Origin of the sequence: Psychroserpens sp. S379A (assembly GCF_049800755.1) — a bacterium.
Lineage (GTDB): Bacteria > Bacteroidota > Bacteroidia > Flavobacteriales > Flavobacteriaceae > Psychroserpens.
In genome coordinates this window covers 62274-77692 of sequence record NZ_JBNAFQ010000002.1, presented here as the reverse complement: position 1 = coordinate 77692, position 15419 = coordinate 62274, and the positions used below count along the sequence as shown (strand labels likewise).

At 32.9% G+C, this 15419-nt stretch carries 11 protein-coding genes and 1 tRNA gene; 5 read left to right on the top strand and 7 right to left on the bottom strand.

The window, feature by feature from the left end; genetic code table 11:
* Window positions 1-18 precede the first annotated feature (18 nt).
* Window positions 19-288, bottom strand: a complete 270-nt coding sequence (locus ACP15M_RS05140) for a hypothetical protein (protein ID WP_425076114.1) — start codon at window positions 286-288, stop codon at window positions 19-21.
* Window positions 289-663: 375 nt separating this feature from the next.
* On the opposite strand from ACP15M_RS05140, the gene ACP15M_RS05135 reads away from it, so the two are divergent.
* Window positions 664-2073, top strand: coding sequence for an aldehyde dehydrogenase family protein (locus ACP15M_RS05135; RefSeq protein WP_425076113.1), 1410 nt, complete (start codon window positions 664-666; stop codon window positions 2071-2073).
* Here the strand turns inward: ACP15M_RS05135 and ACP15M_RS05130 are convergent.
* The 3 genes from ACP15M_RS05130 to ACP15M_RS05120 are packed head-to-tail and all read right to left on the bottom strand — an operon-like array spanning window position 2070 to window position 7748.
* Window positions 2070-3080: a N(4)-(beta-N-acetylglucosaminyl)-L-asparaginase gene (locus tag ACP15M_RS05130; RefSeq protein ID WP_425076112.1), complete on the bottom strand. Its 1011-nt coding sequence runs from the start codon at window positions 3078-3080 to the stop codon at window positions 2070-2072. The genes ACP15M_RS05135 and ACP15M_RS05130 overlap by 4 nt on opposite strands.
* 15 nt (window positions 3081-3095) lie before the next feature.
* Complete coding sequence (locus ACP15M_RS05125; protein WP_425076111.1) at window positions 3096-4766, bottom strand: MFS transporter; 1671 nt, start codon at window positions 4764-4766, stop codon at window positions 3096-3098.
* A gap of 39 nt (window positions 4767-4805) precedes the next feature.
* The gene (locus ACP15M_RS05120) at window positions 4806-7748 is read right to left on the bottom strand and encodes a GH92 family glycosyl hydrolase (RefSeq protein ID WP_425076110.1); all 2943 of its coding nucleotides are present in this window, start codon (window positions 7746-7748) and stop codon (window positions 4806-4808) included.
* A gap of 113 nt (window positions 7749-7861) precedes the next feature.
* Here ACP15M_RS05120 and ACP15M_RS05115 point away from each other — a divergent pair, with 113 nt between their 5' ends.
* Together ACP15M_RS05115 and ACP15M_RS05110 are read left to right on the top strand one after the other, a co-directional pair.
* Complete coding sequence (locus ACP15M_RS05115) at window positions 7862-9103, top strand: metallophosphoesterase (protein ID WP_425076109.1); 1242 nt, start codon at window positions 7862-7864, stop codon at window positions 9101-9103.
* 144 nt (window positions 9104-9247) lie between these two features.
* Window positions 9248-9544 (top strand): thioredoxin family protein, encoded by a 297-nt coding sequence (locus ACP15M_RS05110; RefSeq protein ID WP_425076108.1) that lies wholly within the window; start codon window positions 9248-9250, stop codon window positions 9542-9544.
* Here ACP15M_RS05110 and ACP15M_RS05105 read toward each other — a convergent pair.
* Window positions 9541-10182 (bottom strand): polysaccharide deacetylase family protein, encoded by a 642-nt coding sequence (locus ACP15M_RS05105; protein WP_425076107.1) that lies wholly within the window; start codon window positions 10180-10182, stop codon window positions 9541-9543. The genes ACP15M_RS05110 and ACP15M_RS05105 overlap by 4 nt on opposite strands.
* A 6-nt stretch (window positions 10183-10188) precedes the next feature.
* Entirely contained in the window at window positions 10189-13584 is a 3396-nt protein-coding gene (locus ACP15M_RS05100; RefSeq protein ID WP_425076106.1) for a DUF2723 domain-containing protein, read from the bottom strand.
* A gap of 149 nt (window positions 13585-13733) precedes the next feature.
* Here ACP15M_RS05100 and ACP15M_RS05095 point away from each other — a divergent pair.
* Window positions 13734-13806: transfer RNA gene (locus tag ACP15M_RS05095), tRNA-Gln, on the top strand.
* Between the two features lie 165 nt (window positions 13807-13971).
* Here the strand turns inward: ACP15M_RS05095 and ACP15M_RS05090 are convergent.
* Entirely contained in the window at window positions 13972-14796 is an 825-nt protein-coding gene (locus tag ACP15M_RS05090) for a universal stress protein (protein WP_425076105.1), read from the bottom strand.
* Between the two features lie 154 nt (window positions 14797-14950).
* Here ACP15M_RS05090 and rimP point away from each other — a divergent pair, with 154 nt between their 5' ends.
* A complete protein-coding gene (gene rimP / locus ACP15M_RS05085) occupies window positions 14951-15415 on the top strand; it encodes a ribosome assembly cofactor RimP (RefSeq protein ID WP_425076104.1) in 465 nt (154 codons plus the stop codon).
* Window positions 15416-15419: the final 4 nt, after the last annotated feature.

The window sequence follows — 15419 nt, the reverse complement described above, 5'->3', positions numbered from 1 at the left end:
ATTGAATTTATAATGTTCTTAACAAACTCTTACTTCTTTAACTTTAATGTTTAAGCTTTTTCTGTAAGCTTTAATGCTAATAATTGCGTTGCTTTTTTTACGATTATACTTAATAACTTGAGCTTTAATTGTAGACACTGCAGTAGTTTCTTTTTTTACTTCAGTTGTATTGCTTTTTTCAATTACAGTTTCCACAGTAGTAGTGTTTTTGATTTCTGTATTAGCTTCTTGAGCGAATGATAAAACTGGTAATAAAACTAAAACTAATATTGTAAAAACTTTTTTCATAATTGCTTGGGACTTTGTTTTAAACTCAGTTCAAAGAAACATCACAATTGAAGCTCAAGTTGAAATTTTTGGACAAAAGCGGCTGATTTTTAGATAAGATGAAATCGACTGTAAAAAATATCGATGAAATACACAAAAACAGCTTGTAGCCCAGTAAACACGTTGTCAGACGAAGTGTTTTATTTATTAGATAAGTGGTTTTTTGGTGTGTATTTCAACGGTAAAATTGACACTGTTTTTTGCAATCCCTTTGTTAGTGAGTGTTTCAAGTGTAATTAAGTGTTGGTTTGCCGTTCGTCGATGGTATTTTGAGTCTTATCGAGAAAATGATACGTTTGGATTTTTTGTATCTTTCAATTTTTACCAGAACAAAGCATGAATTACTCCAATAACACCTACGCAGCACTTTTTAATGCACAAAAAGAACATCAATTTCGTGTTGGTAATACGACTTATAAAGAGCGAGTCAAAAAACTGAAAGCCTTACAATATGCTATTGAAAAGACGTATAGAAAAGAAATAAGAGAAGCGCTTTATAAAGATTTTAGAAAACCTCAAATTGAGGTCGACTTAACTGAAATCTATTTAGTGGTTAAGGAAATCAAACATACCATCTCTCATTTAAAGGGTTGGTTGAATAAACAACGTGTAGATACACCTTTGTCTTTATTAGGAACATCATCTTACATAAAGTATGAACCCAAAGGTGTGTGTTTAATCATTTCTCCGTGGAATTATCCTGTAAATTTAACCTTCGGTCCATTAGTATCTGCTATTGCTGCAGGAAACACAGCTATTTTAAAACCTTCGGAAATGACGCCAAATACTTCTGCTGTAATGGCTAAGATTGTAAAAGAAGTGTTTAATGAAAATGAAGTGGCATTGGTAGAAGGTGAAGTTGAGGTGTCTCAAGAGCTCTTAAAGCTTCCATTTAATCATATCTTTTTTACGGGTTCACCTGCTGTTGGTAAGATTGTTATGCAAGCTGCTGCCAGACATTTAACGTCTGTGACCTTAGAGTTAGGAGGGAAATCACCAACCATTATTCATGAGTCTGCTCATATTGAAGCTGCAATAAAGAATATCGTTTGGGGAAAGTTTTTAAATAATGGACAAACCTGTATTGCTCCAGATTATGTGCTTGTTCATGAATCGATTAAGAATGAGTTTATTGATGCATTTAAACTGAAGGTGACTCAGTACTATTCTGAAAACCCTCAGGAATCCAATTCATATAGTAGAGTTGTAAACCAAAAACATTTCAATAGATTGGTTTCAGCAATTGAAGATGCTAAAGAAAAACATGCTAATTTTCATTTAGGAGGAGATTCTGATGCAGCTTCAAAGTATATAGCGCCAACTTTAGTGTCTAATCTTTCAGAGGATACTATATTATTGAATGACGAAATCTTCGGACCAATTCTTCCTATAAAAACATATACTTCTACAAAAGAAGTTGTTGATTATATCAATTCCAAAGAAAAACCTTTAGCATTATATATTTATGCTAATAATAGAGCGTTTGTGAATACCGTAATTCAGGAAACAAGAGCAGGAAGCACGTGTATTAATACCAATGCTATTCAATACTCCAATCATCATTTGCCATTTGGAGGTTCAAATAATAGTGGTATAGGAAAGTCGCATGGGTTTTTTGGCTTTCAGGAATTTACCAATGCAAGATCGGTGTTAAAGAAACATACTATAGGACCTTTACATTTGTTATTTCCACCTTATAATAACTTTAAAGAGAAAATAGCGAAAGCAACTGTGAAGTGGTTTTAAGCTTTATTAAAATAATCAGATTGTATTTGTTCATTCACACCATCTTGAAATTTGGTCATGCTAAACCATTGATGGATTGAGTAACTTCCTGTTTCGCCTTTTTTATTGACAGCAATATAACCAACTTGAAAATCTTTGTAATTGCTATTAGGTTTGTTGACGATTCTGCTAATAGCTTCTTCGCAAGCTTCTTGAGGTGATTTGCCTTGTCGCATCAATTCAACCACTAAAAAGCTGCCAACCGTTTTTACGACTTCTTCACCTAACCCTGTTGCTACACAAGCGCCAATTTCATTGTCTACAAATAAACCAGAACCAATAATTGGAGAGTCGCCAACGCGTCCTCCCATTTTATAAGCTAGTCCACTCGTCGTACAGGCTCCAGAAATATCACCATTTTTGTCAATAGCGAGCATGCCAATAGTATCGTGGTTTTCGATATTGATGATGGGTTTGTATTTCGCTTCAACTTTCCATTTTTTCCATGCTTTTTTTGAAGCATCAGTCAATAAATTTTCTGGATTGAAACCTTTAGAAATTGCAAATTGTTTGGCACCTTCTCCAGCGAGCATAACATGAGGTGTGTCTTCCATCACTTTTCTTGCTACTGAAACTGCATGTGTAATATTTTGAAGATAAACCACTGCACCACAATTACCATGCTTATCCATGATACAAGCATCAAGTGTGACATTGCCATCACGATCAGGCAAACCTCCTTTACCAACCGATTGTCCTTTTTCGTTAGCTTCTTCAATTCTACAACCTTGTTCTACGGCATCAAGAGCATTGCCTCCAGCTTGTAAGATTTCCATGGCTTTAGCAGTTGCATCTTTAACATGCCAAGTAGCAATCACTAATGGTAAAGTTGTTTTAGTTTCAGAAGCTGTGGTTACTAATTTTTTTTCTTTGGAAGGTGTTTCAGTACAACCAATAACAGTTGTGCTACTAACTGCCAGTCCAACTCCAGTTAATGATGCTTTTTTTAAAAAATTTCTACGTTTCATAGCATTGATTAACCATTAATAAGTAACGTTCTGTTTATCTAAAACTGTTTTAGTTCGGTATGCATAAAACAATAAATATGCAAAGCAAAATACAGCAATCCAATACGAGGATTGTATATTGAATACATCTGCTAGTTTTCCTTGAACAGGCGGAATGATTGCTCCACCTAGAATCATCATAATCAAAAATGCAGAACCTTGAGAAGTGTATTTTCCTAAGCCAGCAATACTTAATGTAAAAATACAAGGCCACATAATAGAGCAGAACAATCCACCAGATAAAAAAGCATATAAAGCCATGTTTCCAGATGAAAATAGACCAATCAACATTCCTAAAATTCCAAAAAAGCTAAATATTTTTAAAGTTTTAACAGGACTGTCTTTTGCTAAGAAGAATCCAAAAATTTGAACAGCGATACAAACTGCAAAAAAGAGGATTTCATTTGTTGTGAATGTGCTATTGAATGAATTTACCAAAAGAATAACTCCAAAAGCGATATAAGGAACGATAATAAGAAGGACTTTTTTTAATCCTTTACTCGGATTGAATACTGTAATAGCTCCAACCCAACGTCCAATCATTAATCCGCCCCAATACAACGAGATGTATTTGCCAATTTCAGAATCATTCAAGACAGGTAAGCTTAATGCATTTAAATTTGAATTTCCAACGCCTTGTTTTAATAGCTCTCCAAGGTTACTTCCAATAGTAACTTCAACACCAACGTATGTAAAAATAGCTAGCATGCCTAAAACGAGTTGAGGATATTTCATTGCTCCCCAACCTTTAGGTTGTTTTGATGCCATTGAGTTCGCTAAAAACACAGCAAGAATGACAGCAAAAAGTGCAACAAAAAGAATAATTAAACGTGTACTTTCAATAGCTTCATTTACATTGGTATCGTTAGAATAGGTACTAAAAATATAACCAAAGCAACCTAAGACCACTAAAGTTAGCAAGATTAATAAGTTACGCGCTTTGTTTGCAGGTTCAAAGACTGTTTCAGATTTTAAAGCAGGTAGTTTTTTTGAAAAATAAAATAATGCTGCAGCCACCAAAAATAATGCTCCAACACCAAGGTATAAGGTTTGTACAGTTACTAAAGTAATTTTATTTTCAGTAATCATTTGAGCTAATTCATCTGTGCTCCAAGTTGCAGAACCAAAGATTACAAAACTCACCACTATTGGACCTATGGTTGTTCCAAAGGAATTTATTCCACCAGCTAAATTTAAACGATGAGATCCAGTTTTTGGGTCGCCAAGTGCAATGGTAAAAGGGTTTGCAGCAGTTTGTTGTAATGAAAATCCTAGACCTACAATAAATAAGGCAATTAGTACTAAATAAAAGACACTAGTTTGACCTTGTTCAGCACCTGCTGTTGCTGGATACATGACAAATGCACCTAAAGCAGATAATAACAAGCCATAAACAATTCCGGCTTTGTAACCCCAATTATTAAGGATGTCTTTTTTGATTGCACTAGACATGACAAACAGTAAAAGTGCACCAATGTAATAAGCACCATAAAACGCAAAATCTACCAATTGCGATTGAAATTGATCAATATTAAAATAGGTTTTACAAAATGGAATAAACACGCCGTTTGATGCTGCTATAAATCCCCAAAAAAAGAACACAGTGACTAAAGTTGTTAATGCAGATTTGTTATTTTGATTTGTCATAAGTTAGTTTGTTAGTGTTATAAATATAGTTGAATATGTTTATCTAACTGAAATTTCATCAATAAAAATCCAGCTTCTGCCATCGTGAGGATGCCCTAAATGCCATTCTGGAAGTTCACCAAGTTTTTTGGCAATGATTTTTATGTGTTGAATTTTTTTATAGGATGGAATATTGAATGAAATAGTTTTGATTTTGGAATTTTCTGAAGGGATTGTATTGTCGATCTCAATTTTATCTATTGATTTAAAATCTTTTCCATTTACAGAATACAAACATTCAACACTATTTGGTAAGAAAATCCAACTGCGTTGATCTTCTAAAAAATTGATACTAACTTCTTTGAAAGGTGTGATTTTTCCAAAATCTACAGTAGCAATCACATCTTCGTTCCAATAGCCTTGCCAAGTTCCTGTTCTAAAATCTTGGGTTCCGAAAATACCATCAATTAGCGCATCATTTCCACCAGCATTGTACTGATTGGCATATTCGGTTTCTAGTTTAATGGATAGGTTAGGGTCAATTTTATAGAATTTGGTTTCAATCGTTGCACTTTTTTTTCCGTTCTTTTCAGAATAGATTTTAAGAGTTGTAGGTTCTGAAATGGTTAACGGATTGATGTATGCTTTATATTCTGAATCATCTATGCTGAAAAATATAGAAGTGTCTTTATCTACATTATCTAAAATCACTTTGGTTTGACCTTTAAAAGCAACATCGCCTTTGGCAATAAAAGGTACAGGAACGATAAGATGCTCATTAATGGTTGTAATAGGTTCTTGTCCTTTTTGAGTTCCCCAAACGGAAGGTTTATCTGTCATTTGAAACTCTAAAGTGCCACCATTGATAATATCTTGATGCGAGATAAATGTTTTTTGATGAGGTTTATCATTGAGTACAACCGATTCAATATAAATGTTACGATCATTCAAATTATGGGCTAGGATATTGAAGTGCTTTCCGTTTTCAAGATGTATAGTTGCGTTATCAAATAAAGGTGTTCCAATGATATACTGATTGCTTCCTGGTGTGACTGGATAAAACCCTAAAGAGGACAATACATACCAAGCACTCATTTGTCCGCAATCTTCGTTTCCTGAAATACCATCTGGAGCATTGGTGTATAATTCGGTTAAAATTTGACGAACTCTTTCTTGAGTTTTATGTGGTTTATTAACAAAATTATAGAGATAAGCCATATGATGACTAGGTTCGTTTCCGTGAGCATATTGTCCAATAAGTCCTGTGATATCAGCCTGACTTCTGCCTGAGGTTTTGGTTTCTGCAGTAAACAATTCATCTAATTGCGCTTCGAGTTGGTCTTTTCCGCCTAGCAACTTCATGAATCCTGAAATATCTTGAGGAACATAAAAACTGTATTGCCAAGAGTTTGCTTCGGTGTAATTAAAATTGACTTCGTATGGATCAAATGGTGAAAACCAAGTATTTCTAAATCGTCCTCGCATGAATTGTGTTTCTGGATCAAAAATGTTCTTATAATATTGTGCTCTTTCAGTATAAGTTTTATAATCTTCAGTTTTTCCTAATGCTTTAGCCATTTGAGCAATCGTCCAATCATCATAAGCATATTCGAGGGTTTTAGAAACCGATTCGCTTTCTTCTTCCACAGGAATAAAACCAAATTTCTTGTAGCTTTCTAATCCTAATTTATCTCTTGTTGCAGAATGTTTCATAGCCTCAAAAGCCTTTTCAGTGTTATAATCTTGAATGCCTTTTAAATAGGCATCTGCAATTACAGGAACTGCGTGATAACCTATCATACAACCTGTATAGTTAGCGCTCAAATCCCAAATAGGCATGATGCCACCTTCGTTGTATTTAGCTAAAAACGTATTAATGAAATTATTAGTTCTATCTTGCTCAATTATGGTATAAAGTGGATGTACAGCGCGATAGGTATCCCAAAGCGAGAATACAGTATAGTAATCAAAATCTTTTGTTTCATGGATTTTTAAATCCATGCCACGATAACGACCATCAACATCTTGATATAAATTTGGTGCAAGCATTGTATGATATAACGACGTGTAGAAATTAGTTTTATAATCGTTGTTTTCAGATTCAATAACGATTTTTTCCAGTTGACTTTCCCAAGCGTGTTGTGCTTCAGTTTTTATCTCATCAAAGAGTTTATTTCCTATTTCAGTCTCCAAATTTTTGCGAGCTCCTTCTTGATCTACTGCACTAATTCCGATAGATACAATAACAGGTTCGTTTGTTGGGTTGTCAAATTCAATAACAGCTTGCTTGCTTATAAATTTATAATTCTTTGAAATAGCTCTGCCTTCTTCAAGATAGGTAATGTTTTTTATTGTTTTTGAAAATTGAATATGATAAAAGAGACGTTGATCTGTTGCCCAAGCTTTAGAATGTCTGTATCCAGTAATTGTAGAATCGTTAAGCATTTGAATTTTATAATCTAATACTTCATCACGATGTTCTAAATCTAAAACGAGATATTGGTTTTCAGAGGAAGGATATGAGTATTTATGCATACCACTTCGGTTAGATACTGTTAATTCAACTTTAATATCTGTAGAATCTAATTTTACTTTATAGTAACCAGGTTCAGCAATTTCATTCTCATGAGAAAAGTGAGCACGATATCCAGATTTTCCATCATTACCGTTGTTAAAATGCATAGCGTTAGTTGGCATGAGCAAAATATCACCATAATCGCTAACACCTGTTCCGCTTAAGTGTGTGTGAGAAAAGCCATAGATGTAATTGTCGCTATAATGATAACCAGAACAGCCATCCCAACCGTCTAACCTTGTATCTGGCGAGAGTTGTATCATTCCAAAAGGCATTGTAGCTCCAGGATAGGTGTGACCATGACCTCCAGTTCCTATAAACGGATTAACATAGTTAATGAGTGATTTGTCTTTTTTTGCAATATGCTTTTCAGAAATTGAATTACAGCTTGTGAATGCTAGAAAAGTAAAAAGAAAGATAAATCTCATAAGAAGGGTTTAAATTTGATTGAAAAGATACTAAATCTTAACATACCGTTAAATGTAAATTGAGAATGAATTACCTTTTTAAATTCGGTTATATTTACGAAAAAAATTAGAATATGCCACGTTGGGTCATTCCGTTGTTGATATTTAGTGTGATTGTTATTTTGGTAGAAATCTATGCGTTTCAAGCTATTAAAACTTTAACCAAAAGTAAATTAATTCGTTATGGATGGTTGATTCTTGGAGTTTTGGCTTATGCTAATTTTTTCTTTATGATATTTACTTACGACCGATCTAATGGACAAACGAGTACTTTTCAATGGGCTTTGGCATTTGTGTTTATGGCATTGTTTCCTAAGTTGGTAATCTTATTGATAATGTTTGGTGAAGATCTTGTAAGATGGTTTGTAAAAGGATTAAGTTATGTGTCTTCAAATGAAACTGAAACAAAACCTATAGCTGGTCGACGCAAATTTATTTCTCAAATTGCCTTAGGATTGGCAGCTATTCCCTTTTTAAGTTTGCTTTATGGCGTTGTAAAAGGGAAATATAATTACAAGGTTTTAAAGTATAATCTTGAGTTTGATGATTTACCCGAAGCTTTTGATGGTTTTTCCATTTCGCATATAACAGATATTCATTCAGGTAGTTTTGATAATAGAGAAAAAATTGAATATGCTATTGATCTTATAAATCAACAAAAATCTGATGTTATTTTGTTTACAGGAGATGTGGTGAATAATTTTGCATCTGAAATGGATCCTTGGATTGATAGCTTTAAGCAGTTAAAGGCTAAGGTTGGTAAATATTCCATTTTAGGAAATCATGACTATGGCGATTATGCCGATTGGAAATCACCTGAAGCTAAAGCTGAAAATTTTCAAGCAATAAAAGAGATACATCCTAAAATAGGATTCGATTTGCTGCTGAATGAAAATCGATACATTGAAAAAGATGGACAGAAGATTGCGCTAGTAGGAGTTGAAAATTGGGGAAATGGCTTCAAAAAAGTAGGTGACTTAGTAAAAGCTTCGGAAGGTGTTTCAAAAGATGATTTTAAAATTTTAATGAGTCATGATCCAAGTCACTGGGAAAAAATGATAAAACGAGACGATTTTAATTATCAGCTTACTTTAAGTGGACATACACATGGTTTACAATTTGGAATCGAAATTCCAGGAGTTATAAAATGGAGTCCAGCTAAGTATGCCTATAAACAATGGGCTGGTTTGTATAAAGAGTTTAATCGTTATATCAATGTAAATCGTGGGTTTGGTTATCATGCTTTTCCTGGACGCGTTGGAATATGGCCAGAAATTACTGTTATTACACTTAAAAAGGGTTTGAATAACGCATAATGGTTTGTAAATGTTATATTTACACTAAAAATTGTTTATTTTTATAAATAAGTCTGAGGAAACCTACTAGGCAGCCTAATTTGAAGGGTTATCAAAAAAATGTGTAGGTTTGTATTAACATGTTTAATTTAAAGGTTTAAACGTATGTCAAAATTTGGGGAACTTATAGATGTTGATATTCCAGTTTTGTTAGATTTCTTTACGGAATGGAATGAACAATCTACAGCAATGCATCCTGTAATGCGTGATGTTGCAGCTGCTCTTGGAGATAAAGCCAAAGTGATAAAAATAGATGTTGATAAAAATAAAGAACTTGCTGAAGCGCTTCGAGTAAAAGGACTTCCTACATTAATTATCTATAAAAATGGCGAAATGAAATGGCGTCATAGTGGAGAACAAGACGCAAATACACTGATTGGAATTATTCAAGAATATATTTAAATCACTAACGATTTAAAAGCATACCCTTTATTATCAAAATGCTCTAAAACTTTAGGAAGTGCATACATCATGTTTTTTGAGGCTTTTATACTATCATGAAAAACAATAATACTTCCTACTTTAGTTTTAGAAAGTACGTTTTCGAGACATTCAGCTTCAGTAGTTTTCTCTTGCCAATCAAAAGATAAAACGTCCCACATTATTATTTTGTAACCTAATTCCATTAGCTTCTTGCCTTGCTTAGGTTTTATTTGTCCGTAAGGAGGACGAAATAAATTTGATTTTTTTTGTTGATGTAATTCAATGTGTTCTTCAGCATCTAAAACGTCTTTGATATAAGTTTTAGTTTTGGTTTTCCATCCTTTCACATGATGTTGTGTGTGATTACCAATTGTATGACCATTATTTATAATGCCTTTAAAGATGTCAGGATGCTTTTTAATGTTAGCTCCAACACAAAAGAAAGTGGCTTTAGCATTGTATTGCTTGAGTTGGTCTAGTGTCCAATTGGTGATTTCTGGAGTCGGACCATCATCAAAAGTTAAATACAACTCTTTAGCTTGATTAGGAATGTCCCAAATATAATTTGGAAACATTTTTTTAGCAATTAAAGGTGTTTTAACTGGAGTGATTTTCACAATTTACTATTGATCTAATTTCAAGATGCTATCTATAGTGTCTTTTGCTATATCACGATCTTCTTGATACAATTCTTCCTCATTAGGTTCTTCATCACCTATAAAGTGTTTAAAAAGTCTGAGGTAGTTGTTGAATTTTTCAGTTTCTTCTAAAGCCAAATCTGAATCATTATAAATAACTAGTAAATCAACTAAACCTCTGTAACGTTCAATATCTGAAACAATTTCATCAAGATAACGTGTTTGATTTTCGATGGTTAATTCACTGTAGTATTTTAGGTTTTCTTGATATTTTTTTGCAACATCATGATAAAGCTTTCTAGCTTTTTCAGTTTTTTCAATTTCGTAGTAACCTCCAATAAAAGGTTCAAGTAATGTGTAGTAACCAAATTTATCAACTGGCATTTTTTCCATTGCTAAGTCAGCAATTTGTTCTGCTTTATTAGCTTGGTCTTCATTGATGAGTTGCTCCATTAAACGTGCTAGGTTTCCTCTGTATGTAATACCATTTTTACGAGTTTCAACATCATGATAAATCGCGTCACTTCCACTATTTCCCCAATCCCAAGACATGACTTTGTCGTACATTAATTCAGAATCAATTCGTCCCATATCAAACGGATTTGCTCTATCAATAGGTGTTTTGATTGGTACTAATTTATAGCATAAACCATCTAATTGAAGGAAGTCTTTCATCCAAATATAATCTTCATCACCAAAAGCACCACCAGTAAAATAAATAGGACGTTCCCAATTGTTATTAGCAACAATATCTAACATTAACAATCTGTTTTTGTACAGTGCACTTCCTTTAATTTCAACATCTAAGTATGGTAAAATTTTATCTGCGTCTTTTTGTTTTACAATACCATTTTTTAGAACCGTTTGCTTGTCGACAGGAACTCTAATATTTCGGGTTGGGAAATAGTTAGAATTCAACAATTGTGAAGGATATACTGAAGGGTCCTCACCTTCACGTTGTAAGAGATATTTAAGCTTATATTTTGGATCTTCATTAGCAATAAAATTCATAAAGTCTTTTATCATTAATGTGTCGTCTGTTATTTCACGTTTCATGATATAATCTCTGGTTCCATATTTATATTGGTCATGAGTTAGTTGTGATGGAATAGGATCACTTTCGTAAGCTTTACGTTTCATTTGATCAATGTACCAATCGGTTTGAAATAGGCTAGTATTAACTACTCTTACATCTGTTCTAACACCTTCAATCTCTTGTAAGTACCAAAGAGGGAAACTGTCGTTATCTCCAATAGTAAATAATATGGCATTAGGCGCACAAGATTCTAAATACTTTCGAGCCATAGCATTGGCTGTGTATTTATCAGATCGATCATGATCATCCCAATTATTAGCGGCTAAAATTCCTGGAACTAGAACTAAACAAAGTACAGTAACGATTGGAGCTAAAACTTGAGATTTAACATGTGTCCTTAAAAAATCATAAATAGCATATACTCCAAAACCAATCCAAATGGCAAACACATAAAAAGAACCTACTACAGAATAATCACGTTCTCTAGGTTCAAAAGGTCTAATGTTTGTATAAAACTGAATGGCTAATCCAGTAAATAAGAAAAACACAAGCATTACCCAAAATCGTTTTGGGTCTTTGAGCATTAAATAAAAGAATCCGATGAGACCAAGGATGAAAGGAAGAAAATAGTACGTGTTTCTCGCTTTGTTGTTTTCAACATCACTAGGTAAATTGTCTTGCGACATTCCTAAATGTAACTCATCTATAAAATCAATACCACTAATCCAATTCCCATGTAAATCGGTGTATTTTCCTTGAATATCATCTTGACGTCCAGTAAAATTCCACATAAAATAGCGCCAATACATATAGCCTAATTGATAATCTATCATGTAGTAAAAATTATCAAGAAGTGAGGGTTTTTCAATATCTAAATACTCTTGTCCAAATTGCTTTAAAAATAAATGGTAGTCTTCATAATCAATTTGACCTTCCATGACATCTTTTCTAAAGGCGTTGACTTGCTCTTTAATTTTGCCTAATCTGAAGTTGGCATATTGACTAGCTTCTTCATTAGTATAGTTGGCATTTAATGCTTCATTATAAAACGAAAGACTTAAGTCTGGTTTAATTTTAAAATCCAATAATCCAGTAAACATCATGTAGTTTTCGGCATGTTCTGTACTCCACATTCGAGGTAATATAGCTGCTTGTTCCGAATTGTAATTCTGTTTTGAATTCTTATAGTCGTTAACAATAATATATTCCCCTTTTTCATAATCTTTTTCATATTTAGGTTTATCATCAACATAAGGATTGTTTTCATCTAAACCAGTATACTGTTCTGTAAAAAGTGGACCGTAAAACAAATGTGTTTCAGGGTATTGTTCTAAATTATAATACGCTAATAATTCTCTTGCACTTGAAGGATTGTTTTCATTTATAATAACATTAGCATTTGCACGTATAGGCAACATAAGCCAAGATGAGAATCCTATGAAAATAAAAATTAAACACAATATTAATGTGTTGGCATATTTATATCCTTTTTTTCGAGTTTCTTTTAAACCGAAGTAAAAAACAGCAATTAATACTAATCCTGCTATAATTGAGCCTGAATTAAACGGTAAACCAATAGTGTTTACAAAGAAAATTTCTGAAGCACTAAAGAGTTTAAGGGCATTTGGAAGTAATAATTTAAAAATGAATAATAAGATAGCAACTGCAATAATATTAGCAATGATAAAGTTTTTAGTGGTCACTTTTTCATAGTTTTTGAAAAAGTAAATTAAGCCAAGAGCTGGTATGGTCAATAATCCCATAAAATGAACACCAAAAGATAATCCAATAACAAAAGCAATTAAAATTAGCCATTTATGACCTCTAGGTTTATGCATGTCTTGTTCCCAACGCAACCCTAAATAAAATAAAATGGACATGATTAGAGTTGCCATAGCGTACACTTCGGTTTCAACAGCATTAAACCAAAAGGAATCTGTAAAAGTAAATGCTAAACTACCAACTAGCGCACTTCCTAAAATAGCTATAGAAGCATTTTGAGAGAGTTCATTATTACTTGAAATCAGTTTTTTTAACAACAGACTAATAGTCCAAAACATAAACAGAATTGTAAACGCACTAGCAACAGCACTCATCATATTCATCATCATCCCTATAGCTTCATTGTTTCCAAAAGTAAAGATTGAAAAGAATGCTCCTAGAATTTGAAACAAAGGAGCTCCAGGAGGATGACCAACTTGTAGTTTAGAAGAGGTCAATATATACTCTCCAGCGTCCCAAAAACTTACGGTTGGTTCAATGGTTAAGGCATAGGTAATCAATGCAATAGTAAAAGCAAACCATCCTAAAATGGTATTCCATTTCTTGAAGTTGAAATGTGTCATATTTAAGGTCTATTAGTGCGAGCGAATTTAATAATAATTATATGAAACACTCAATATTTTAAGTAAACGTTATGTTTTTTTGATTATTTTATAAAAAATTGTTTGCGCAAATAAAACTTTGTAGTAAATTTGCATCCTCATTTAGAGATTGGCCTATGGTGTAACTGGCAACACGTCTGGTTTTGGTCCAGAAGAGTCTAGGTTCGAGCCCTAGTAGGCCAACAAAATTTAATCCTGATTATTCATTTAATCGGGATTTTTCTTTTTGTACAAGAGATTAATGGATGAGAAATTTATGCTGAGCGTAGTCAAGGTGAACCTTTTAGTAGGTCAACAAAAAAGTCTTCCAATTGCGGAAGACTTTTTCTTTTTTAAATGCTTATTATGTTATATCTTAAACGTAATCACAGGTCGTTTTGCATGGTTCACTAAATCTTCACTAATGCTTCCGTTAAAGAAATGAGCAATACCTTGTCTGCCATGAGTACTTATTCCAATGAGGTCGGCATCAATGTCTTTAGAAAAATTCAGAATTCCTTTTTCTACGCTTTCGTCATTATAGATATTTATAGTGTAGTTTTTAAAGCTATAATCTTCAATAAAATTATGAATACGTTCTTTTGCTTTTTTGGTTGTAGTAAAATTTCCTGCAGTATTCACCATTAATAAATGAACATTAGCACCAAAAGCTGTCGCTAATTCTGTAGCTTGTCGATAGGTTTCTTTACTGTCGTTTTTAAAATCTGATGCAAACACAAAGTCATCAACACTAAACTCATCATGCTCGTTTTTAATAACTAAAACAGGAACATCAGAATTTCTTACAACTTTTTCGGCATTAGATCCCACAAACATTTCTTTAAGACCACTTGCGCCATGAGAGCCCATAATAATAATTTCGGCACCTTGTTCATGGCAAATATCAACGACATTATTAAATGAGGCTTCAGGTTTTACAATTTCATGAACTGTAATTCCTTTTAAATAATCACTCTCCATAATCTCTTCAAACTTTTTATGTGCCATTTTCATAAAAAACATCACTTCAGGAACATCAACATGCGCATTAACCTTATCAATTTCTTGCATAGGTATTTCTAACATGTGTAATAAATGAATTTCGCTACCATGTTTTTTTGCGATTTGAGCGGCTACTTTTAATGCATTTTCTGCTTCCTGAGAAAAGTCTGTCGGAACTAATATTTTTTTCATAAAATTTAATGTTGATATTGAGTACATAAAATTAATAATAAAAATCGACATATCACAGATTAGTGAAATCAATATAATTATTGTATATTTGCAGCGTTGTTTGAAGAAAAAAGAATAATGAGCGGACGAGAAGTCCGCTCTTTTTATACTAAAAATGTTCAAAGATTCTGTAAAAAAATTATTAGAAGATGGCTTAAATCAAAGAAAAGATTTGTTTCTAATTGATTTTGAAGTCTTAGGAGATAATACCATAAAGATTGTAATTGATGGCGACAATGGTGTTTTGGTTGAAGATTGCATGTTTGTTAGCAGAGCTATTGAACATAATTTAGATAGAGAAGAACAAGATTTTTCATTAGAAGTTTTGTCTGCAGGAGCGACTTCACCTCTTGTAAATAAGAGGCAATACAAAAAAAATATAGGTAGAACGCTAAGCGTTAAAACTGTAAATAATGAAAATATAGAAGGGAAACTTACAGAAGTAACTGACGAAAAAATTATTCTGGAGTGGAAAACTAGAGAGCCAAAACCTGTTGGTAAAGGCAAAGTAACAGTAAAAAAGCAAGCCGAATTATCGTACGATTCGATAAGTAAAGCTCAAGTTGTAATAAAATTTTAATTCA

Coding starts and splice junctions, on each gene's coding strand:
- ACP15M_RS05140 (WP_425076114.1), bottom strand. CDS start 288: ATGAAAAAAGTTTTTACAATATTAGTTTTAGTTTTATTACCAGTTTTA.
- ACP15M_RS05135 (WP_425076113.1), top strand. CDS start 664: ATGAATTACTCCAATAACACCTACGCAGCACTTTTTAATGCACAAAAA.
- ACP15M_RS05130 (WP_425076112.1), bottom strand. CDS start 3,080: ATGAAACGTAGAAATTTTTTAAAAAAAGCATCATTAACTGGAGTTGGA.
- ACP15M_RS05125 (WP_425076111.1), bottom strand. CDS start 4,766: ATGACAAATCAAAATAACAAATCTGCATTAACAACTTTAGTCACTGTG.
- ACP15M_RS05120 (WP_425076110.1), bottom strand. CDS start 7,748: ATGAGATTTATCTTTCTTTTTACTTTTCTAGCATTCACAAGCTGTAAT.
- ACP15M_RS05115 (WP_425076109.1), top strand. CDS start 7,862: ATGCCACGTTGGGTCATTCCGTTGTTGATATTTAGTGTGATTGTTATT.
- ACP15M_RS05110 (WP_425076108.1), top strand. CDS start 9,248: ATGTCAAAATTTGGGGAACTTATAGATGTTGATATTCCAGTTTTGTTA.
- ACP15M_RS05100 (WP_425076106.1), bottom strand. CDS start 13,584: ATGACACATTTCAACTTCAAGAAATGGAATACCATTTTAGGATGGTTT.
- ACP15M_RS05090 (WP_425076105.1), bottom strand. CDS start 14,796: ATGAAAAAAATATTAGTTCCGACAGACTTTTCTCAGGAAGCAGAAAAT.
- rimP (WP_425076104.1), top strand. CDS start 14,951: ATGTTCAAAGATTCTGTAAAAAAATTATTAGAAGATGGCTTAAATCAA.